The sequence below is a fragment of the Amycolatopsis sp. genome (assembly GCF_035546795.1).
Lineage (GTDB): Bacteria > Actinomycetota > Actinomycetes > Mycobacteriales > Pseudonocardiaceae > Amycolatopsis_E.
Window position 1 is genome coordinate 1 of sequence record NZ_DASZWC010000051.1, and the last position, 21,442, is coordinate 21,442.

At 69.7% G+C, this 21,442-nt stretch carries 13 protein-coding genes and 1 pseudogene; 7 read left to right on the forward strand and 7 right to left on the reverse strand.

Going from position 1 to position 21,442, the window contains the following annotated elements; genetic code table 11:
* Positions 1–350 precede the first annotated feature (350 nt).
* Positions 351–506: a hypothetical protein gene (locus VHD82_RS26495; protein WP_325709551.1), complete on the forward strand. Its 156-nt coding sequence runs from the start codon at positions 351–353 to the stop codon at positions 504–506.
* Positions 507–557: 51 nt separating this feature from the next.
* On the opposite strand, the gene VHD82_RS26500 is transcribed toward VHD82_RS26495, so the two are convergent.
* From VHD82_RS26500 to VHD82_RS26510, 3 genes are all read right to left on the reverse strand, one after another.
* Positions 558–1,292, reverse strand: coding sequence for an SDR family oxidoreductase (locus tag VHD82_RS26500; protein WP_325709554.1), 735 nt, complete (start codon positions 1,290–1,292; stop codon positions 558–560).
* A gap of 66 nt (positions 1,293–1,358) precedes the next feature.
* Positions 1,359–2,756 (reverse strand): dihydrolipoyl dehydrogenase, encoded by a 1,398-nt coding sequence (gene lpdA / locus VHD82_RS26505; protein WP_325709556.1) that lies wholly within the window; start codon positions 2,754–2,756, stop codon positions 1,359–1,361.
* Positions 2,757–2,831: 75 nt separating this feature from the next.
* Positions 2,832–3,236 carry a nitroreductase family deazaflavin-dependent oxidoreductase gene (locus VHD82_RS26510; protein WP_325709558.1) on the reverse strand — a complete coding sequence of 135 codons (405 nt, stop codon included), beginning with the start codon at positions 3,234–3,236 and terminating at the stop codon, positions 2,832–2,834.
* 160 nt (positions 3,237–3,396) lie between these two features.
* Here VHD82_RS26510 and VHD82_RS26515 point away from each other — a divergent pair, with 160 nt between their 5' ends.
* The 3 genes from VHD82_RS26515 (at position 3,397) to VHD82_RS26525 (ending at position 7,563) form a co-directional block, all read left to right on the forward strand.
* The gene (locus VHD82_RS26515) at positions 3,397–4,437 is read left to right on the forward strand and encodes a LacI family DNA-binding transcriptional regulator (RefSeq protein WP_325709561.1); all 1,041 of its coding nucleotides are present in this window, start codon (positions 3,397–3,399) and stop codon (positions 4,435–4,437) included.
* A gap of 200 nt (positions 4,438–4,637) precedes the next feature.
* Positions 4,638–5,267, forward strand: a complete 630-nt coding sequence (locus tag VHD82_RS26520) for a helix-turn-helix domain-containing protein (protein ID WP_325709564.1) — start codon at positions 4,638–4,640, stop codon at positions 5,265–5,267.
* A 70-nt stretch (positions 5,268–5,337) separates the two neighbouring features.
* Positions 5,338–7,563: an MMPL family transporter gene (locus tag VHD82_RS26525; RefSeq protein ID WP_325709567.1), complete on the forward strand. Its 2,226-nt coding sequence runs from the start codon at positions 5,338–5,340 to the stop codon at positions 7,561–7,563.
* A 214-nt stretch (positions 7,564–7,777) separates the two neighbouring features.
* Here VHD82_RS26525 and VHD82_RS26530 read toward each other — a convergent pair.
* Positions 7,778–8,836, reverse strand: a pseudogene (locus tag VHD82_RS26530) (MFS transporter); the annotation flags it as partial.
* Positions 8,837–9,210: 374 nt separating this feature from the next.
* On the opposite strand from VHD82_RS26530, the gene VHD82_RS26535 reads away from it, so the two are divergent.
* From VHD82_RS26535 to VHD82_RS26545, 3 genes are read left to right on the forward strand one after another with little or no spacing between them, the layout of a single operon-like run.
* Positions 9,211–10,935, forward strand: a complete 1,725-nt coding sequence (locus tag VHD82_RS26535) for a fatty acyl-AMP ligase (protein WP_325709570.1) — start codon at positions 9,211–9,213, stop codon at positions 10,933–10,935.
* The gene (locus VHD82_RS26540; RefSeq protein ID WP_325709573.1) at positions 10,932–17,297 is read left to right on the forward strand and encodes a polyketide synthase; all 6,366 of its coding nucleotides are present in this window, start codon (positions 10,932–10,934) and stop codon (positions 17,295–17,297) included. Before VHD82_RS26535 ends, VHD82_RS26540 begins: the two co-directional genes overlap by 4 nt.
* Positions 17,294–18,157 carry an alpha/beta hydrolase family protein gene (locus tag VHD82_RS26545; RefSeq protein WP_325709577.1) on the forward strand — a complete coding sequence of 288 codons (864 nt, stop codon included), beginning with the start codon at positions 17,294–17,296 and terminating at the stop codon, positions 18,155–18,157. Before VHD82_RS26540 ends, VHD82_RS26545 begins: the two co-directional genes overlap by 4 nt.
* Here VHD82_RS26545 and VHD82_RS26550 read toward each other — a convergent pair.
* The 3 genes from VHD82_RS26550 to VHD82_RS26560 form a co-directional block, all read right to left on the reverse strand.
* On the reverse strand, positions 18,138–19,364 hold the full coding sequence (locus tag VHD82_RS26550; RefSeq protein WP_325709580.1) for an MFS transporter: 1,227 nt from the start codon (positions 19,362–19,364) through the stop codon (positions 18,138–18,140). The two genes, VHD82_RS26545 and VHD82_RS26550, sit on opposite strands and share 20 nt — an antisense overlap.
* Before the next feature lie 157 nt (positions 19,365–19,521).
* Positions 19,522–20,184, reverse strand: coding sequence for a histidine phosphatase family protein (locus tag VHD82_RS26555; protein WP_325709583.1), 663 nt, complete (start codon positions 20,182–20,184; stop codon positions 19,522–19,524).
* Between the two features lie 9 nt (positions 20,185–20,193).
* Complete coding sequence (locus VHD82_RS26560; RefSeq protein WP_325709586.1) at positions 20,194–21,408, reverse strand: S8 family peptidase; 1,215 nt, start codon at positions 21,406–21,408, stop codon at positions 20,194–20,196.
* Between the last annotated feature and the right edge of the window lie 34 nt (positions 21,409–21,442).

The following is a 21,442-nucleotide window of genomic DNA, read 5'->3' on the forward strand; positions in this document are numbered from 1 at the left end:
GAATCCGTGCGGGCAGCAGCGAACGGCGCAACGCTCTGGTCAACGGAGAGCAGTCAAGCGGGGCCGAAAGGGTGATGGCGGCGTTCAGCCGCAAGGTCTCAGCACGCCGGCGATCACCTTGATCCAGGTGATGCGAGAGGAAGCGGGCGCGCGGTTCACGTCAGGGATTCTACCCGGCACGGCAGCGGGCCCGGGGCGGAACGTCACCGAAGAACGGCTACACCCGGAATCCGTGGTTTGGCAGGGGTGGCGCATGGGTATTCGCAAGCAGCTAAGTCCCCACCGGAAGGGTCCGGCCACGAGCTGCTTTTCGATCGTCGGTTCGGGTTACCCAAAAGGAGCAGAACAAAATGATCGTGCTCGGTGTCATTCTCCTGATCGTCGGCTTTCTGACCGGCATCTCGATCGTGTGGTCGATCGGTATCGCACTCGTCGTGATCGGCGCCGTACTGGCCGTGCTGGGCCGCGCCGGAACCAAGGTCGCGGGCCGTAGCCACTGGTACTGACCTCGGACAGGGTCGACGGTCGGCGTCCCGGCAACGGGGCGCCGACCGTTTTCACCCTCGGCCGATGAACGGCATTTTCGTCGCGGTGATCGTCAGGAACTGAACGTTCGCCGACAATGGTAATTCCGCCATATAGCGCACCGCGGCTGCGACATGCGCCGGATCGAAAGTGGGTTCCGGCAATATTTTCCCGTCCGCCTGCCGGGCGCCTTTGCTGATTCCCGACGTCATTTCCGTCGCGGCGTTTCCGATATCGATCTGACCGCAGGCGATGTCGTGCCGCCGCCCATCGAGCGAGATCGACTTCGTCAACCCGGTGATCGCGTGTTTGGTCGCGGTGTACGCCGCGCTGCCGGGCCTGGGCGCGTGCGCGGAAACCGAACCGTTGTTGATGATCCGGCCACCCTGCGGGCGCTGCGCCTTCATGAGCCGGACCGCTTGGCGCGCGCAGAGGAAAGCGCCGGTGAGGTTCGTGTCCACCGTGCGCCGCCAGTCCGCGACGCTCAACTCGTCGAGATCTCCCGATGGGCCGAAGGTTCCCGCGTTGTTCACCAGCAGGTCGAGCCGGCCCCACCGCTGCTCGACCGCCTCGAACAGCGCCGCCACCTCGGTTTCGGCCGCGACATCGGTGGGTACGGCCAGCGCGTCGGGGAAACCCTTGGCCGTCTCGGCCAGGGCTTCCGGCCGCCGCCCCGCCAGCGCCACCTGGTAACCGTCGCCGAGCAGCGCCCGCGCGATCACCCTGCCCAGCCCGGACCCGGCCCCGGTCACCACTGCCACCGGCATTCCCGCACCTCCCGAGTGAAAAGAGCCCCGCGGCCGGCAGACCGCGGGGGCTCGGCACACGGATACTCACATGTTGATCATGTGCCCGGCCAGCCCGTGGATGGCCTCCTTGACGGCTTCCCCCAGCGTCGGATGCGCGTGCACGTTGCGGGCGACCTCGTGCACGGTCAGGTCCCACTGCTGCGCCAGAGTCAGCTCCGGCAGCAGCTCCGTGACGTCCGGGCCGATGAGGTGCGCGCCGAGCAGCTCGCCGTACTTGGCGTCCGACAGGATCTTCACGAAACCACCCGGGTCGGCGAGACCGTGCGCCTTGCCGTTGGCGGTGAACGGGAACTTCGCCACCTGGACGTCGTAGCCCTTCTCCCGCGCCTGCTCCTCCGTCCAGCCGAAGCTGGCGATCTGCGGCTGGCAGTACGTCGCGCGCGGGATCATCGGGTAGTCGAGCTCCATGGTCTCCGCGCCGCCGATCGTCTCCGCCGCCACGATGCCCATCGACTCCGCCGCGTGCGCCAGCATCAGCTTCGCGGTCACGTCACCGATCGCGAAGATGTGCGGCACCGTCGTACGGCAGCGCCCGTCGACCGCGATGGCCCTGCGCTCGGTCAGCTCGACGCCGGTGTTCTCCAGGCCGTAGCCCTCGACCCGCGGCTGGAAGCCGATCGCCTGCAGAACCTTGTCGGCTTCCAGGGTCTGCTGCTTGCCGTCGCTGGACACGGTGACCTTCACCTTGGCGCCGCTGTCGTCGATGCTCTCGACGCGCGTGCCGGTGAGCACGTTGATACCCAGCTTCTTGTACCGCCGCGACAGCTCCTTGGACACCTCGGCGTCCTCCAGCGGCACCATCCGGTCCAGGAACTCCACGATGGTCACTTCGACGCCGTAGTTGTGCAGCACGTAGGCGAACTCGACGCCGATCGCGCCCGCGCCGGCGATGATGATGCTGCCCGGCAGCTCCCGTTCGAGGATCTGCTCCTCGTACGTCACGACGCGCTCGCTCAGCGAGGTGCCCGGCAGCAGCTTCGTGGTCGCGCCCGCGGCGATGATGCAGTTGTCGAACGTGACGGTCTCGGTGCCGTTCTCCGTGCGCACCTGCAGCGTGTTCGCGTCGGTGAAGGTGCCGCGCCCGTTGTACTCGGTGATCTTGTTCTTCTTCATCAGGAAGTGCACGCCCTTGACGCGGCCGTCCGCGACCGACCGGCTGCGGTCGAACGCCGCGCCGTAGTCGAAGCGGATCTCCGAGTCGGACGAGATGCCGAAAGTGCGCGCTTCCTTGGTGACCAGGTGCGCCAGCTCCGCGTTGCGCAGCAGTGCCTTCGACGGGATGCAGCCGACGTTCAGGCAGACGCCTCCCCAGTACTTCTCCTCGATGACGGCCGTCCGCAACCCCAGCTGCGAAGCCCGGACCGCCGCGACATACCCGCCGGGGCCCGCGCCCAGCACCACCACGTCGAAATGTCCACTCATGGTGCCCAGCCTAGGCCGAGGATCACCCAGCTGGAGTGACGGCCACCGGCGTTCGCGGCGGCCGTCACTCCGGGCTCAGACGCGCTCGAGAACCACGACCGGGATCTCGCGCTCGGTCTTGGCCTGGTAGTTGTCGTAGTCCGGCCAGACGGCGGCCATCTTCTTCCACAACCGGGCCCGCTCGTCGCCTTCCGCGGTGCGCGCGCGTGCGGTGAACCTGTCGGCCTTGACCTGCACCTTCACCTCGGGCTGAGCCTGCAGATTGAGGTACCAGCCGGGGTGTTTGTCGGCGCCGCCCTTCGACGCGACGATCACGTAGGCGCCGTCCACCTCCTGGTAGATCAGCGCGAACTTGCGCTCCTGGCCGGTCTTCCGGCCGACCGTGGTGAGCACCAGCGTCGGCACGCCGCCGTTCCAGTCGTGACCCACTTCACCGTCGGTCTCCTCGTAGCGTCGGACGTGCTCATCGCCGAACAGCATGCGGCTTCCCTTCGTTCGTTCTCACCCCTGCACTGAGCACAACGCGGCGGCCCCGGCCGGTAATCCACGCTCATCTCAACCCGATCGAGTGCATCTGACCAGGCAAAACGCCAGGAAGTGGATCTAGAATCGCGAAACAGCCCAGCGCGCAGGAGGAGCGATGAACTCGAGGCCCCACGTGACACTCGAAGAGGTCGCGCAGGTGGCCAGTGTTTCACTGGCCACAGCGTCCCGCGTGCTCAACGGCACCACGAACGTCCGGGAGGATCTGCGCGAACGCGTGCTCTCGGCGGCGACCAACCTGGACTACACGCCGAACGTGCACGCACAGGCCCTGGCCGGCTCGTCGCGGCGCACGGTCGGCGTGATCTGCCACGACATCAGCGACCCGTACTTCGCCGCGGTGGCCCGCGGCGTGCTGCGCGAGGCCGATCGGAACGGGCTGCTGGTGATGCTGGCCAACACCTTCCGCGACCCCGACCGCGAACTGGCGTACGTGTCGATGCTGCGGGCGCAGCGGGCGTCGGCGATCCTGCTCGTCGGTTCCGGCTACGAGGACAGGGAGTGGTCGCGGGCGATGGGCGCGGAACTGGAGCCGTACCGGCGCGGCGGCGGGCAGGTCGCGGTGGTCGGCAGGCACCGCAACCTCAAGGTGGATTCCGCGCAGCCGGACAACAAGGCGGGCGCGAAAGCGCTTGCCGCGGCGCTGGTCAAACAGGGGCACCGGCGGTTCGCGGTGCTGGCCGGACCGCTCGGGCTGACAACGGTGGTGGACCGGCTGGACGGGTTCGCCGACGGCCTGGCCGAAGCGGGAATCACGCTGTCCGAACGCGACGTGTTCGAATCCTCCTTCGACCGCGACGGCGGGTACGCCGCGGCCGGCGAACTGCTCGCCGCGAAACACAAGGCCACCTGCGTGTTCGCGGTGACCGATCTGATGGCGGCCGGCGCGATGACGGCGTTTCGTGAAGCGGGGCGTTCGGTGCCCGGCGACGTCTCGGTGGCCGGATTCGACGACATCCCGCTGGCCCGCGATCTGGCCCCCGCACTGACCACCGTCGCACTGCCGCTGGAAAAACTGGGCGAGCAGGCCATGGAGCTCGCGCTCACCAGTACGCGCGGCGCGCGCAGCCGGGTGCGCCGGCTCTCCGGCGAGGTCTTGCTGCGGGAAAGCACCGCGAAACCGCGCCGCCGCCGCTGAAAGATTGGCCCAAACCTTTCCGCCCGGAACGACTCCGCCGCTTCGCTGAACCGAATTCCGCCATCCGGCCGAAAAAGTTCGCAGTGCGCGGGCAGATGCACGTGCGGGTCGGGGAAAGATGCGTCCGATCGACTGACATCCGTTAACGGGCTACCGGAAAACCCGGCCGGGACCTGCCCGTTCGTGCCAACATGTCCGGCATGACTACGGCATCCGAGCCCAGGTGGCGAAGACTCGAACCCGACGAACGCAAGGAGCAGATTTTCAGCTGCGCCGCCCGGCTCTTCGGCGAACGTCCCTACGCGGATGTGTCCACTTCGGACATTGCGGCGAAGGCCGGGGTCGCCCGCGGTCTGATCAACCACTACTTCGGCACCAAACGGGAGCTGTACCTCGCGGTGATCCGCCGCGCGGTCACGCTGCCCACCCTGGAACTGGAGGAGGCGCGGGGCTCGATCGCCGACCGGGCCGATCTCGCGGTCGGCTGGTTCCTGGACATGGTGCTCGGCCAGGGCAAGATGTGGCTGGTCGCGACGTCCGAGGGAATCGGGCACGATCCCGAGGTCGAGCAGATCCTGTTCGAAGCGGAACGGAAATCGGCCGACCGGTTGCTCGACGCCTTCAGTGTCTCCTCCGACGAACCGGCACGGGCCGAACTCAACGCGCTCGTGCGTTCCTTCGCCGGCATGGTCAAAACGGCCGGCCGCGAGTGGCTGCACCGTGGTGAACTCAACCGCGACCAGGTGCACGCCCTGCTCCACAAATCTCTGGTGACGCTTATCACCGAGGTGTTCCCGACGGTCGAAAAGGCTCAGAGCCGTCCGAGTTGACGGTGAATCTCACGTCGGATGTGAGAGGGTTTCTGCCGTCCCCGTAAACCGTCGGCGGTGAAACTCGATCATGGCGCAACCGAAGCAGAGCTTCTCGGGCACCCTGGACCTCGGTCAGCCCGAGCACCGCGCACGCCGCCGGTTGCTGCCCGCGCTCCTCGTACTCGCCTGGCTGGTTCTGGGCTTTTTCACCTTGCCGTTCCTGGGGAAACTGAGCGAGGTCGCCAGCAACGATCCCGCGTCGTTCCTGCCGGGTGGCGCGGAGTCCACGGCGGTGCAACAACTGCAGGAACGCTTCGCGCAGAACAGGTTGCTACCCACGGTGATCGTGTTCGCGCGGGACAGCGGGCTCACCAAGGCCGATTCGGACGCCATCACCGCGAAGACGGCCGAGCTCGCGCACGCGCCCGGGCTGGACGGAGGGCAGCCCACCCCGCCGATCCCGGCCGACGACGGCAAAGCGGTACAGGTGATCCTGCCGATCTCGGGCGAGGATCCTTTCCAGGCCGGGGAAGACGTCAAGCAGATCCGTCAGACGCTGCCGGTGGGACTGCCGGACGGGCTGCGCGTCTACGCCACCGGGCCGGGCGGGTACAACGCGGACTTCGCCGAGGTGTTCGGCGGGATCGACGGAATGCTGCTGCTCGTCACGGCCGGTATCGTGGCGCTGATCCTGGTACTGGTGTACCGAAGTCCATTGCTGCCGCTGGTGGTGCTGATTTCGGCCGGGCTGGCGCTGGGCTCGGCGTCGGCGCTCATCTACTACCTCACCCGCGCGGGTGTGCTGACGCTGAACGGACAGACCCAGGGCATCCTGCTGATCCTGGTGTTCGGCGCGGCGACCGACTACGCGCTGTTGCTCGTCGCGCGGTATCGCGAAGAACTGCTGCGCACCAAGAGCGCGTGGGACGCGATGCGCATCGCCTGGCGGGCTTCGCTGGAGCCGATCGGTGCCTCGGGCGGCACGGTGATCCTGGGCATGCTGTGCCTGCTGTTCAGCGAACTGACGTCCAACCGCAGCCTCGGGCCGGTCGCGTCGATCGGGATCGCGGGCGCGCTGCTGGCTTCGCTGACGTTCCTGCCCGCCGCGCTGATGGTGCTGGGCCGCGCGGCGTTCTGGCCGGCGAAACCGGTGCCGGTCAAGCATCGCCGCACCACGCACGGGATCTTCGACGGGATCGCTTCGCTCGTGCGCAAGAGACCAAGGTGGACCTGGATCGTCACGACTCTCGTGCTGGCGGCCGGATTCGCGAACATCGGCGGGCTCTCGGCCGGCGGCACCTCACAGGAAGCGTTGTTCCTCAACGAGGTCGAGGCGGTCACCGGGCAGCACGTGCTGGCCGCGCACTTCCCCGGCGGCACCGGGAGCCCCGCGGTGATCACCGCCGACGCCCGCGCGCTGCCCCAGGTCATCGCGGCTACCAAGGGCACAGCCGGGATCGTGGACGCCGCGCCCACAATGGACGGTGGCAAGGTCAAGACCGTCGACGGGACGGTCGAAGTCGCCGCCACGCTCAAGGATCCGGCCGACTCGGCCGAGGCGCTCGCGGTGATCGGGAAACTGCGCGACACCCTGCACGCGATCCCGGACGCCGACGCGAAGGTGGGCGGGCAGACGGCGCAACAGGCGGATCTGCTGGCAGCCGCGACCCGCGACCGGAACACGATCATCCCGATCGTGCTGGTGGCGATCTTCGTGATTCTCGCGCTGTTGCTGCGTTCGGTGGTGGCGCCGGTATTGCTGATGGCCACCGTGGTGCTGTCCTTCGGCGCCACCCTCGGCGTGGGCGCGCTGATGTTCGGCCACGTCTTCCACTTCCCCGGCGCCGATCCGGCGATTCCCTTGTACGCCTTCGTGTTCCTCGTCGCGCTCGGCATCGACTACAACATCTTCCTCATGACCAGGGCCCGCGAGGAGGCGGCACGCGAGGGCACCGTCGGCGGGACGCTCACCGCGCTCAAGGTGACCGGCGGGGTGATCACGTCGGCGGGTGTGGTGCTGGCCGCGACCTTCGCCGCGCTGTCGGTGATCCCGGTGCTCTTCCTGGCGCAGATCGCTTTCCTGGTCGCCTTCGGCGTGCTGCTGGACACCTTCGTCGTCCGCTCGCTGCTGGTGCCCGCGCTCGCCGTGGACACCGGCCGGCTCATCTGGTGGCCGGGGAAACCGGCTCGGCGGCCGCCGAAGCCGCCGGCTCCGCCGCGGCCGGCCGCGGCAGCCACAGTGCGGCGCCCGCGCCCAGCAGGCTCACACACGCCGCGACGAGCAGCGCCACCCCCATCCCGTCGAGGAACGTGAGCTTGCTGATCACCGACACGGCGTGCGCCACGGCCGTGCCGACGCTGCCGTCGTCGAAGCCGGGCGGAACCCGGCCCTGGGAAAGGAATTCGGCGCCCGATCTCACCTGCTGCCCGAGCGTTTCCGGCAGCCCCGCCTGGGCGATATGCGCCGGTAACGCCGCGGAAATGCGCCACGACATGACAATTCCGACGCCGGCCACGCCGAGCACCCCGCCGAGCTGCGAGGCGATCTGCTGCAGTGCCGAAGCCGTGCCGCCCGATTCCTCCGGTACCGCGCCGATGATCGCCTCGGTGGCGGCGATCGTGCACAGTCCGGTGCCGGCGCCGACGAGCGCGCCGGGGTAGAGCAGATCGGTGAAGGTGGAATCCACGTCGAGCAAGGTGAGGCTCGTCAACCCGGCCGCGACCAGTACGAGCCCGCCGGACACCGGCCACCGCGGGCCGAAACGCTGGGCCAGCAAACCGCCGACCGGCGCGGAAAGCACCACCACACAGGTCGGCGCGAGCATCCACGCCCCGGCCGTGACCGGCGGCATCCCGTGCACGTTCTGCAGGTACAGGGTGAGCAGGAAGAGCAGCCCGAAGACGCCGAACGAACTGACCGCCACCATCGCCGCGCCGAGCCAGACCGGCCGGAGGGCAAGGAGTTTCCGGACCACACCCCGGACGCGCTCGGCGGGACCGCGGGATTCCGCGACCGCGAAGTAGGTCAGCACGATGGTGATCGCCGCGACCGGAACGTTCAGCGCGAACACCGCCGGCCAGTCCAGCCCCTGCACGATCACCCCACCGATCACCGGGCCGAGCCCGATGGCGAGCGCGTTCGCGCCACCCCAGACACCCAGTGGCAGCCCGATTTTCTCGACCGGGAACGCATTCCGCAGCACGGCGAGCGCGGACGGCTGCAGCAGCGCGCCCGCGATTCCCTGCACAGTACGGAAAACCACCAGTGCCCACACGCTGTGCGAGAGCGCGAGCGCCAGCGACGCCGCACCGAAGAGCCCGACGCCGAGCACGAACACGCGCCGGCGGCCGATCCGGTCGGCGAGACGTCCGGCAGGCAGCAGCACGATCGCCAGCGCGACAAGATACGCGTTGGCGATCAATTCGAGCTGCCCGAGCGAAGCACCCACCGATTTCGCGATGTAGGGCGCCGCAATGGTGGTGACGGTACCGTCGAGGCCGACCATCGCGCCGCCCAGCACCGCCGCCAGGAGCGTGAGCCACGGGCGACCGGTCGTTCCTGCCGCGGATTTCATCCGGCCAAGCATGACAAGGCTTTATACAAGACTCACCGGGGGGCAGGCTAGGCTGTCCGCGACTACTGGTCATCCGAGCTGAATATTTGTCACAAGCTTGCACTGTCACCGCCCTCTGCCCCGAGTTCTTCCGCCGGATCCGCACCGATCCAGCACAGAGGGTGGGAACACCTTGCGCGCTGTTGCGGGTCTGGCTACCGTAAGGCCCGCTCATCAGCCGATCGCGTGAGCGCACTAGCCTCACGGGCGCTACCGCCAGGGATGGGTGATCGTTTCCCTGGTGCAAGAAGGCTTTCACGGCAACGACGCCTCAACCGCTCCCACCGGGCAGTTCCGCGTCGTCAGCAGGTGGACTCCAACTACTCATTGTGCGGGTGAAATAGCAGATGTCGCTGGTAGAACGCCGTTCGGCTCAGGCGGCGGTCCCGGCCGGACTCCGGCCGCTGACCACCTATCTGTTCGACAGAGCCGATTCCGCCGAGGCCGCGTTCACCTTTCTCGACTACGCAACGGATCGTGACGGCACCGAGCACACCCTGAGCTGGGCGGCACTGGCCGCGCAGGTGCGCTCGGTGGCCGCCGAACTGAGCAGGCGCACCGCACGTGGCGCGCGCGTAGCCGTGCTGGCGCCCCAGGATCTGACGTATGTGACCGCTTTCCTCGGCGCGCTGCACGCGGGATGTGTTGCGGTGCCGTTGTTCGCGCCCGAAGTGAGCCAGCACGGCGGGCGGCTGGTGAACGTGCTCGCGGACTGCGCGCCCGAGGTGTGGCTTACGTCACGTGGCGCGCTCGACGACATTCGCGCACTGCTGGAGAACAACCCGGTGCCGATGCCGAAGCAGATCATCGCGGTGGACGACCTGCCCCCGGCCGAGGATTTCCAGGCGCCGGAAGTGGATCTCGACGAACCCGCATATCTGCAGTACACCTCGGGTTCCACCAGGGAGCCGGCCGGCGCGGTGATCACGCACCGCGCGATAGTCACCAACGCCTGGCAGGCCATGGTCGGTTTCGGTCTCGACGAGAGCTGGACCTTCGCCGGCTGGATCCCGTTCTTCCATGACATGGGCCTGGTTCAGCTGCTGGCCGAGCCGCTGTTCGCCGGCGGCCGCTCGGTGTTCATGACGCCCTTCAGCTTCATCATGCGGCCCGTGCGCTGGCTGCGGCAGCTGTCGAATGTCCAAAATGTCTTCTCGGCCGCGCCCAACTTCGCGTTCGACTACGTGGCGAAGAAGGTCAAGGAAGCCGATCGCGAGGGGCTGGACCTCTCGGGCGTGCGCGTCATCATCAACGGCAGTGAACCGGTGCGGGACAGCACGATCGCCGATTTCCAGCGGGAGTTCGGGCCGTACGGATTCGCGCCGGAGGCGCACCGGCCGTCGTTCGGGCTGGCCGAGGCCACGGTGTTCGTGACCAACACCGGCGAAGAAGGCCCCACGGTGACGAGCTTCGACCGGGCCGCGCTGGCCGAGGACAACGGCGTGGTGGTGGAGCCCGGCTCACCGGGCGAACTGAGGCTCGTGGCGGCCGGTCGGCCGGTCGGGCAGACCGTCCACATAGTTCACCCGATCGAGTGCACTCTCCGACGCGAGGGTGAGGTCGGCGAAATCTGGGTGCGCGGAGCGAACGTCGCGAGCGGCTACTGGCAGCAGCCCGAGCGCACCGAAGAGACCTTCGGCGGCCGGATCGAGGGCGAGCCGGGGCGGTGGCTGCGCACGGGCGATCTCGGGCTGGTGCACGATGGGCTGCTCTACATCACCGGCCGAATCAAGGATTTGATCATCATCGACGGCAAGAACCACTACCCGCAGGACATCGAGGCGACCGTGCAGGAGGCGCACCCGGCGATCCGCCGTGACCACGTCGCCGCCTTCGCCGTGCGCGACGAGTCCGGTGTGGAGGGTGCCGCCGTGGTGGCGGAGTTCAGCCGGCGCGCCGGGGACGAACTGGACGAGAAGGAGATCTCGCGGGCGGTGCGGCGGGCGGTATCGGCCACGCACGACGTCAAGCTGCGCGGGTTCAAACTCGTCTCGCCGGGCAGCGTGCTGCGCACGTCCAGCGGCAAGATCGCCAGGGCGGCGACCAAACAGCGGCACTGGGACGAACCGTGACCAGCGCCGCGGAGCTGCGCAGCTGGCTCGTCGAGCGGGTTGCCGAGGCCTGCTTTCTCGACGAGGACGAGGTCGACCCGGCGCGTCCGCTGGGCGAGTACGGACTGTCCTCACGCGACGCCGTGGAGCTGTCCGGCGCGCTGGAGGAGTTCCTCGACACCAGCCTGCCGACAACGCTGCTGTGGGATCACCCGACCATCGAGCGCCTCGCGGCGGCGTTGACCGGATCGTCCCCTGTGGACGATGAGTCCATTTCGCCGGTCAGCGAGTCCGATCCGATCGCGGTGGTCGGGCTCGGCTGCCGGCTGCCCGGCGGCGTGCACGGTCCGGAACAGCTGTGGCAGCTGCTCATCGAGGGCCGGAACGCGGTGGCGCAGGTTCCCGACGGGCGCTGGGCCGAGTACGGCGACGTGCCCGAGGGCACCACCCGCTGGGGTGGGTTCCTCGAGGACGTCGCGGGCTTCGACGCGGAGTTCTTCGGTATCGCGCCCCGCGAGGCCGCCCGGATGGATCCGCAGCAGCGCATGGTCCTCGAAGTCGCGTGGGAGGCGCTGGAGCACGCCGGGATGGCGCCGGAGTCCCTCCGCGGCAGCGCGACGGGTGTCTTCGTCGGCGTCAGCGGGACCGAGTACGGCGCCCGTTCGATCGCCGATCTGTCCACTGTGGACCCGTGGGTCGGCACCGGCGCCGCGCTGTCGATAGCGGCCAACAGGCTCTCCTACGCGCTCGACCTGCGCGGGCCGAGTATGGCGATCGACACCGCGTGCTCGTCCTCGCTCACCGCCGTGCATCTGGCGGTGCAGAGCCTGCGTTCGGGCGAGAGCGAGCTGGCGCTGGTCGGCGGGGCCAACCTGCTGCTCGGCCCCGGCGTGACGGCGAGCTTCGACGAGATGGGGATCAGCTCGGCCGACGGCCGGTGCAAGCCGTTCTCCGCCGACGCCGACGGGATCGCGCGCGCCGAAGGCGTCGGCGTCGTGGTGCTCAAACGACTGTCCGACGCGCAGGCGGCGGGTGACAGGGTGCTGGCGCTGGTCCGCGGCTCCGCGAGCAACTCCGACGGCCGCTCCAACGGGCTCACCGCGCCGAACGTGGAGGCGCAGCAGGCGCTGCTGCGCACGGCATACCGGCAGGCCGGGATCGATCCGTCCGATGTGGACTATGTCGAGGCGCACGGCACCGGCACGCTGCTGGGCGACCCGATCGAAGCACGGGCGCTCGGCGCGGTCCTCGGCGGCGAGCGGAAGCGCCCGCTGCTGATCGGTTCGGTCAAGTCCAACCTCGGGCACCTGGAGGCGGCGGCCGGCATCGTCGGTCTCATCAAAACCGTGCTCGCCTTGGGGCATGGCGAGATACCCGCTTCGATCAACTACACCGCCCCGAACCCGCATATCCCGTTCGACGAGTTGGGGCTGGCCGTCGCGGCCACCAGGACGCCGTGGCCGGAGACCGCCCGTCCCTCCATCGCGGGCGTCTCCGGTTTCGGCTTCGGCGGCACCAACTCCCACGTCGTGCTCGAGCAAGCGCCGGCGCGAACCCCCGCCGAAAGCACCGACGCCGTGCGGCGGTTCCTGCTCGGCGCCGAGAACGACGAACGCCTGCGCAGCAGCGCCGAGCAGCTGGCGGGGTGGGCCGGTCCGGCGAGCCTGGCCGACATCGAGACGACGCTACGGCGCCGGCTCGGCGGGCGGAGACGAGCGGCGGTGGTCGCGCGGACGCGCGAGGAGCTGGCCGACGGGCTGCGGGACATAAAGCCGACGAGTGTCCCCGAAGCCGGTGCGGGCACGGTTTTCGTGTTCTCCGGGCACGGCTCGCAGTGGGCCGGGATGGGCAAGCGGCTGCTCGACGAGGAGCTGGTGTTCGCCGCCGCGATCGACAGGCTCGACCCGTTGATCAGGGCCGAGGCCGGGTTCTCCCTGCGCGAGGACCTCCGCGCAGGTGTGGACGCGTCCACAATGGACCACGTACAGCCGCTGGTCTTCGGCATCCAGGTGGCGCTCGCCGAACTGTGGGCGCAGCATGGCGTGCGGCCGGACGCGGTCATCGGGCATTCCTTCGGCGAAGTGGCCGCGGCCGTCGTCGCCGGCGCGCTGACCGAGGCCGACGGCGCCCGGGTGGTCGCCCTGCGCTCCCGCCTGCTCGCGTCGCTCGCCGGTGACGGCGCGATGGCCCTGCTCGAAGTCGGCGCCGACGAGGCCGGCGCGCTGGTCGAGGATCTGCCCGAGGTGGACGTCGCGGTGCTCACCTCCCCCGGCCAGACGGTGATCGCCGGGAACGCCGAGCAGGTCCGGCGGATCGTGTCCGTGGTGGACTCACGCGGCAAGCTGGCGAAGCTGATCAAACTGGACGTGGCCGCGCATTCGCCGATCGTGGAGCCGGTCACCGGCACGCTGGCCGACGGCCTGGCCGGGCTGCGCGCGAACCCGCCCGCAGTCGCCTTCTACAGCACGGTGACCGGCGGAACCGCAGACTTCGCTCCCGGTTATTGGGCCCGCAACCTCCGCCAGCCCGTGCGATTCGCCGCGGCCGTGGCCGCCGCCGCGCAGGACGGCTACCGGACTTTCGTCGAACTGTCCCCGCATCCCGTGCTGCGGCACGCGCTGACCGACAACTTGGCGGAGCACCCGGGCGCGCTCGTGTTGTCCAGCCTGCGCAACTGTCCTGACGAGACGGTGCATTTCCACAGTCAGCTCGCGGCACTCGAGCTGGCCGGGCAGGCCGCTCCGGCGCGTACGGGCGCCATCATCGACCTGCCGACCACGCCGTGGCGCCACACCCGGCACTGGCTTCCCGCCTCCGCCCCGGTCCCGGCCGGCGAACACCCTCTGCTGGGCACCCACGCGGAACTGCCGGACGACGGAAAACACCTGTGGCAGAACGAACTCGGCACGGCGGCACACCCGTGGCTCGCCGATCACCGGCTCGACGGCCGCCCGGTACTGCCCAGCTCCGGCTACCTGGAGATGGCGTCGGCCGCGGCACGGACGGCGCTGGGAGCCGAGCAGGTCGCGCTGCGCAACGTCACCCTGCATCGGCCGTTGACGCTGCGCGAGCAGACCAAGGTCACCACCACCTTCACCCCGGGCGAGCCGGGACGCGGCAGCATCAGGGTGCACACGAAGGCGCCGGACGGTGCCTGGCAGCTGCACGCGACCGCCGAGGCCGAACGTGCGGACCCGGTCAGCACCGAAGCGTGTGTGTCCGAAGTGGACGAGAACGAGTTCGCGCCGATCTCGACGGCCGACGTGCACCGGCAGCTCGCGGCGCTCGGTCTCAGCTACGGCCCGGCCTTCTCCGGGATGCGCAACGCCAGGGCCAGCACCCGGGCGGGCGACCACCGGCTGCGCGCGGTCGCCGAGGTCTCACTGCCGGACGCGGCGCCGAAGCTGGCCCGCGTACGGCTGCATCCGGCGCTCGTCGAATCCTGCCTGCAGGTGTTCGCCGCCGCGCTGTTCGACCCGGATGCCACCGAGGTCCGGATACCTGTCGAGTACGGCACGGTCCGCTGCGACGGTGACCCGGCGCGCGGGGTCCTGGTGCACGTGTCGGCCACCGAAAACGCCGACCGCGGCGGCTGGATCGGTGAACTGCACCTCGTCGACGGGGACGGCAAGGTGCTGCTGGAGATCAACGACGTCTTCGTGCGCGCGGCAGGCCACGACGAGATCGCCGCGCCGTTGACCGGAAAACTCCTGGAAGCGGCCTGGCACCCGGCCCCCGCGCCCGCGAAGGGCGAGCCGACCGGGACGACGCTCGTGCTCAGCGAGCAGCCGAGCCCGCTCGCCGCCGCGCTGGGCGCCATGCAGGGCGGTTACGACGCCGAGATCGGTGCCGAGACAGTGCTGTTCGTATTGCCACGGCGAGGCAGCCTCGCCGACGCCGAACGAGCCGTGCTGGCCGTCGCGAACGCGGCGAGGCGCATGATCGAGGCACCACCTTCGCGGCTGCTGCTGGTCACGACGGGCGCGTTCTCGGTGAGCCCCGGCGAGGTCGCGGAGCCGGTGTTCGCGTCGCTGCGCGGGCTGGTGCGCGTGCTCGCGTGCGAACATCCGGAGCTGCGCGCGGGCATCGTCGATCTCGATCCACTGTGGACGGCCGAGGAGGCCGCCGGCGCGCTGCGGCGAGAGCTCGCCTCCGGCACGGATGACGAGGTGGCCTGGCGTTCCGGCACCCGGCACGCCCGCCGCCTGGACTGGGTCGCCGAAGCCACCGGCGGGCCCGCCGTGGTGCGGCCGGACGGCGGCTACGTGATCACCGGCGGGCTCGGCGGGCTCGGCATCTTCCTCGCGGGCTGGCTCGCCGAGCGCGGCGCGGGCCGGATCGTCCTCAATGGACGATCCGCACCGAAGCCTCCGGCGCGGCAGGCGATCGAGGCCATCACCGGCACCGAGGTGGACGTCGTACTCGGCGACATCGCCGAGCCGGGCGTGGCGGAGCGGCTGATCGCGGCGGCGGGTCCGCGGGTGCGCGGCATCATCCACGCCGCGGCGGTGCTCGACGACAAGACGACCACCAGTCTCGACGCCGCAACCCTGCACAAGTCGTGGCTGCCGAAGGCGTACGGCGCGTGGCGGCTGCACGAAGCGACTCGTGACCTCGATCTGGACTGGTGGATCGGCTTCTCCTCGGCCGCCGCCCTGCACGGCTCCCCCGGTCAGCCCTCGTATGCGGCCGGCAACGCCTACCTGGACGCGCTGGTGGAGATGCGTCGGGCGCAGGGCCTTCCCGCGACGTCGATCGCCTGGGGCACCTGGGCCGAGATCGGCGCCGCCGCGGCGCTGGACATCCCGTGGCTACACCCGATCCGGCCCGCCGAAGGTCTCGAAGTGCTCACCACGGCGTTGGGCCGCGACCTCGCACACGTGGGCGCGCTGCGGCTCAACACCCCGCGCCTGGTCGCCGCTTTCCCCCAGCTGACAACGATCCCGTTCTTCGCGACGCTGCTCGGCGACCACGCACAGACCGCGGACGCACGCGACGACTGGGCCGGCGTCGCCGCAGTCCGGAAGCTGCCGCCGGAGACGGCGCGCGCCGTCGCGTCGGCGCAGTTGCGTTCGCGGGTCGCCTCGGTGCTGGGCTTCACCGCCGACAGGCTGGATGTCACGTCGCCGCTGTCGGCGCTGGGTGTCGATTCCCTGCTGGCGGTGCGGATCCGCAACGCCGTGCAGCACGATTTCGCGCTGTCGCTGCCGGTTTCCCTGTTGTTACGCGGTGCGAGTGTCGCCGAGACCGAGCAGTGGCTCTTCGACGAGCTGGGCATCGGCGGCGGCACCGTGCCCGTCGCGTCGGCGAAGGTCGGGCCGCGGGACGCCGCCGAGCGGCTCGTCGCCAGTGCGTGGCGGGATGTGCTGGGTGACGAAATCGGGGTGACGCAGGACTTCTACGGAGTCGGCGGCGACCGGAAGCTGGCCGAGCGGGTCACCGCGCTGCTGACCGAACGCAGCGGCCGTGAGCTGACGATCTCCGAACTGTTCGAGCATCCGACCATCGAACGGATGGCCGCGCACCTGCGTGAGGAGGAGCACGGCGGCTCGCCGCTGCGGGTCCTGCGCGGTCAGGGCAGCAAGACCCCGTTGTTCTTCTTCCACCCCGGCGGCGGTGACACGGGCGTCTACGCACAGCTCACCCAGCTGCTCGATCCGGCGGTCCCGGTGTACGGATTCGACCGCCTGGAAGGGATTTCCTCGGTCGAGGAACGGGTCCGCCGGTATCTGCCGGAGCTGCGCAAGGTGCAGCCGCACGGGCCGTACCGGCTGGCGGGCTGGTCCTTCGGCGGGTTCCTCGCCTTCGAGATGGCCCAGCAGCTGCACGCGGCCGGCCAGCGGGTCGAGGTGCTGGCCCTGATCGACTCGATCATCCCGCTGCCCAACGAAACCGGACTGTCCGATGTGGAGCTGACCGAACTGCGCTTCGAGCGGTTCGGCGAGTTCCTGGAAGCCAGCTACGGCCGTAAGATCGACCTCCCGTACCAGCTGCTCGCCCGGCTGGACGACGAAGGCCAGGTCCAGGTCGTGGTGGACACCATGCGCGCGGAAGGGCTGGTCAACGGCGCGGTCAGCGACGCGATCCTGAACCACCAGCGGACATCCCTTTTGGACACTCGCTCGCTGGAGCGCTACCAGCCGAGCCGATACGATGGCCCGGTGTCGTTCTTCAGCGCCGCGGAGCAGACCCCCGGCGGATTGCGTGACCACCGATTCGATCGCCGTGACCCGGCCCGCGGCTGGGACGCGGTGTGCTCGGACCTGGACGTGATGCGGGTGCCGGGGCACCACCTCTCGTTGCTCGACCCACCGCACGTGGACGAGATCGGCAGCCGCCTCAACGGAATCCTGGCCGGCGCGAGGCTCGGCGCCGCACGGTGAAGCTGATCGACGAGCAGGTCACCGACCGGCTTCACGAACTGCGCCTGTTCTCGCCCGCGCTCGCCCGCGAGGTTTCGGTCACCGTGCTGACGCCGCCGGGCTGGCAGCCGGGGCGCCGGTATCCGGTGCTGTACCTGCTGCACGGCTCGTCGGACGACAACCACTGCTGGACGGCGCACACCGAAATCGTCGAGCGCACGGCCGATTCGGACGTGCTCGTGGTGATGCCGGACGGCGGCCGGATCGGCTTCTACCACGACTGGCAGGTGCCCGACCGCAAGCGGACGGTCCCGCACTGGGAGACCTTCCACCTCGACGAGCTGCTGCCGTGGGTGGAAGAGCGTTATGGCGCAACGAATATGCGGATGGCGGCCGGGATCTCGATGGGCGGGTTCGGCGCGCTGCGCTACGCGATCCGGCGGCCCGGCCTGTTCCGTGCGGTGGCTTCGCTGAGCGGGCTGGTCCATCTGACCAGGCCGGGGATCGGCGGTCTGCTGGCGCTGCTTTCGATACGCGAAGGTGTGCTCCCCGGTCGGGTCTGGGGTTCGCGGCGGCGGAATTTCGCGAACTGGGCGGAGAACGACCCGTATCTGCACGCCGCGGCGTTGCGCGGCACCCCGGTCTTCCTTTCGGCCGGGGACGGCAACCGTCAGCCGGGCGAGGAGACGGTGCCGGGGATGGGCCGGATCGAGCGCAATTCCCGTGCTGCCAACGAGGAGTTCGCGGAACGGCTGCGCGCCGAGGGCGTCGAGGTGACCACGAACTTCACCGGCGGCACGCATTTCTGGGACACCTGGCGCGGGCACCTCGACGCGCTGTGGCCGAACGTGCTCGCCACGCTCAGCGCACGGAACGGATAGGCAGCACCAGCGCCGCGCCGGCGAGCGCGATCACGGCCGCCACGATGTAGAGCACGGTGTAACTGTGCAGCAAGGAAATCAGGCCACCGGCGATCAGCGGGGCCAGCGCCTGTGAGGCGGTGTTCGCCACGTTCAGCACGCCGAGGTCCTTGCCGCGGTCGGTCGCCTTCGGCAGCACCTGGGTGATCAGCGCCGCGTCGATCGCCGCGTACACCCCGAACCCGAGGCCCAGCACCGCGGCCGCGGCCATCGCGGCGGGCCAGGACGGCCAGATCGCGAGTATCAGCATCGCCACCGCGATGACCACGGACGAGGTGACCACGAACGGCTTGCGTCGCCCGCTGCGATCGGACAACCGTCCGGAAAGGACACTCGTGATCAGGATGCCCACGGTGTAGACGATGGTCAGCACGAACACCCCGTCGGCGGGCTCGGCGAGATGCACCGCGTCACGCAGGAAGTACAGCAGGTACAGGGTGGCGATCGCGTTCGCCAGCTGGATCGCCAGCCTCGACACCGCGGCCCAGGCGAAATCCGGGTACTTACGCGGGCTGATCCAGAATCCGGCGAAGAACCGGCGCCACCGCAAGGGTTCCCGCTCGGTGATCCGGGTGTCCGTTGTGGTCAGGAACGGCAGCGTGAGCACGAGCAGCAGCGCCGCGAGCGTGACGTAACCCGCCGTCTGCCCCGGCACCACCTGTGTCACCAGCAGCACGCCGAGCACCAGCCCGAGCGGCCCGGTCAGCCCGACGAACCCGGACACGACCCCGCGCTGCCGCACCGGAACCTGATCCGGCACCGACGCTGTCAGCCCCGCGAACATCGCGTTCTGCGCCCCCTGCGCGATCATCCAGCACAACGCGACACCCAGCACGCTGCCCTGCATCGCCTGCACGCACAGCACCACGGCGCAGACGAGGGCGCCGCCGAGGATCCACGGCTGGCGCCTGCCAAGCCGCGCGCGGGTGCGGTCGGAGAACGCACCGGCGACCGGGGCCGCGAGCACCGACACGATCGCCGCCGCGGCCGTCACGAGCGCGAGGCTGGATTCCTTGTGTGCCGGGTCGATCCGCTCGACCTGCACGGGCAGCAGCACCTGCACCGGGGCCAGCACGACCACCCAGAACCCCAGTACCGCCAGTGAGATCCGCGCGATCCAGCCGCCACCGACCGGACTGTCCGGCTCGGCCACCACGCCCGTCGTCATGCCGCAGGAGGGTACCGGCCGGTCCGCGCCGAAGCGACCGCGCGCTTTCCCGGCGATGACCGGAACCGTCCGGGTGGTGCTGCTTCCTTGCCCGGTAGGGCCAAATCCCCGGACGTGCGGCTCGCGCCCCCCGGGCGAGCCCCACGTCCGGGAAGCTTCAGCGATAGGTGAGCAGCCGGGCGGCGCCACCCTCGAAATGCGGATGCTCGTTGAAGGTCAACAAGGTCACCCCGCCACGGCCGGTGACCAGTTTGGTGATGCCGGCATTCACCGTGACGCGGTTCAGCTTCTGCAAACCGGCCTCCGGCTTGCCGAGCAGGAGCCCGGCGAGCGTGCCGATGACCCCGCCGGAGGTGAACACCACCGCGTTCTCTCCCTTGCGCAGCACCGAAACCAGCTCGTCCAGCGCGCCGCGCACCCTGGCGAGGAACGCCGGCCAGGTCTCGGCGCACGGGCTGGCCTCCCCGGCGCCGACCCATTCCGCGAGCGCCCCGTCCAGCACGGCCTGGTAGCCGCGCGAATCCGTCGCCTCCTGCGGAACGCCGCCGCCGTGGTGTGCCACCACGTCGACGTGGTCGTACTCGTTCCACCGGGGGTCTTCCTTGGCCGGAGTGCCGGCGCCCAGCCAGTCGAGCACCGTCTCGGCCGTCTTGCGCTGACGGACCAATGACCCGCAACGCGCTTCGGTGAAGCGGACTCCGCGGCGCAGCAGCTCCGCTCCGACCACCGCGCCCTGCTCGACACCGAGGCCGGACAGGCGGTCGTAGTCCGCTTCACCGAAGGAAGCCTGACCGTGTCTGATCAGGTAGATGGCACCCATTCCCGCAGGCTATCCCGCCGAGCCGGTGTAAAGGAGCCGGTTCGGCGTGCCCTCCGTCGCATTCGAGATCTTGTCCGGGGTGGCCGCCGACGTGAGCCCGTCCGACACCTGCGCCGGCGTCGCGTCGGGGTGGCTTGCCAGGTAGAGCGCGGCCGCGCCGGTCACATGCGGGGTGGCCATCGAGGTCCCGCTGATGGTGTTGGTCGCGGTGTCGCCGGTGCCCCAGGACGAGGTGATGTTCACGCCGGGCGCGTACAGGTCGACGACGCTGCCGTAGTTGGAGAAGCTGGCCTGCTTGTCGGTCTTGTCGCTGGCGGCGACGGTGATCGCCTCCGGCACCCGCGCCGGCGACGAGCCGCTGGCATCGGCGCCGTCGTTGCCCGCGGCGACGGCGAAGGTGACGCCCTTCGCGATGGCGCCGGACACGGCCTGGTCGAGCGCGTCGTCCTGGGGTCCGCCAAGGCTCATGTTGGCGACCGACGGCCCGCTGGCGTTGTCGGCGACCCAGTCGATCCCGGCGACGACCTGCTCGGTGGTGCCGCTGCCGTCCGCGTCGAGCACCCGGACCGGGACGATCTTCACGCCCTTGGCCAGGCCGTACTCACTGCCGCCGATGGTGCCGGCGACGTGCGTGCCGTGGCCGTTCTCGTCGTTGGGGTCGTCGTCGTTGTCGATGAAGTCCTTGCCACCGGACACCCGGCCGCCGAAGGTCTCGTGCGTCGCGCGGACACCGGTGTCGATCACGTAGGCGGTCACGTTGTCGGCCGTCGTGCTGTAGGTGTACGACGAGTCGAGCGGCAGATCGGCCTGGTCCACCCGGTCCTCGCCCCACGACGGCGGGTTCTGCTGGGTGTCGGAGGCGCGGAAGATGTGGTTCTGCACCACGTAGGCGACGCGGCTGTCCGCGGCGAGGCGCTTGGCTTCCTGCTGGTCGGCGTGGATCGAGAAGCCGTGCAGCGCGGCGCTGAAGGTCTTGCCGAGCTGGGCGCCGTAACGGCCGGCGAGGTTCTGTGCCAGCGAATCGATGGTTGCCGTGATCTCGCTCTTGGGCGTGAAGTCGCGGTTGGTCGTGTCCTTGAGTACGACGAGATAGCTGTCGGAGACCGAGCCGGCCGTGCCCGCGTCGCGGATCTGGCCCTCCTGGGCCTGTGCGACGGCGGGGCCCGCGCCGGCGATGGCCACCGCGGCCGCGCCGATCGCCAGCAGCTTCCGTGAGTTCCCCATGAACCTGTCCTCCCCACACGATCTGGTGACAACA

Bases quoted from the DNA above. Each gene is read 5' to 3' on its own strand.
- VHD82_RS26495 (WP_325709551.1), top strand. From the start codon at position 351: ATGATCGTGCTCGGTGTCATTCTCCTGATCGTCGGCTTTCTGACCGGC.
- VHD82_RS26500 (WP_325709554.1), bottom strand. From the start codon at position 1,292: ATGCCGGTGGCAGTGGTGACCGGGGCCGGGTCCGGGCTGGGCAGGGTG.
- lpdA (WP_325709556.1), bottom strand. From the start codon at position 2,756: ATGAGTGGACATTTCGACGTGGTGGTGCTGGGCGCGGGCCCCGGCGGG.
- VHD82_RS26510 (WP_325709558.1), bottom strand. From the start codon at position 3,236: ATGCTGTTCGGCGATGAGCACGTCCGACGCTACGAGGAGACCGACGGT.
- VHD82_RS26515 (WP_325709561.1), top strand. From the start codon at position 3,397: ATGAACTCGAGGCCCCACGTGACACTCGAAGAGGTCGCGCAGGTGGCC.
- VHD82_RS26520 (WP_325709564.1), top strand. From the start codon at position 4,638: ATGACTACGGCATCCGAGCCCAGGTGGCGAAGACTCGAACCCGACGAA.
- VHD82_RS26525 (WP_325709567.1), top strand. From the start codon at position 5,338: ATGGCGCAACCGAAGCAGAGCTTCTCGGGCACCCTGGACCTCGGTCAG.
- VHD82_RS26535 (WP_325709570.1), top strand. From the start codon at position 9,211: ATGTCGCTGGTAGAACGCCGTTCGGCTCAGGCGGCGGTCCCGGCCGGA.
- VHD82_RS26550 (WP_325709580.1), bottom strand. From the start codon at position 19,364: ATGACGACGGGCGTGGTGGCCGAGCCGGACAGTCCGGTCGGTGGCGGC.
- VHD82_RS26555 (WP_325709583.1), bottom strand. From the start codon at position 20,184: ATGGGTGCCATCTACCTGATCAGACACGGTCAGGCTTCCTTCGGTGAA.
- VHD82_RS26560 (WP_325709586.1), bottom strand. From the start codon at position 21,408: ATGGGGAACTCACGGAAGCTGCTGGCGATCGGCGCGGCCGCGGTGGCC.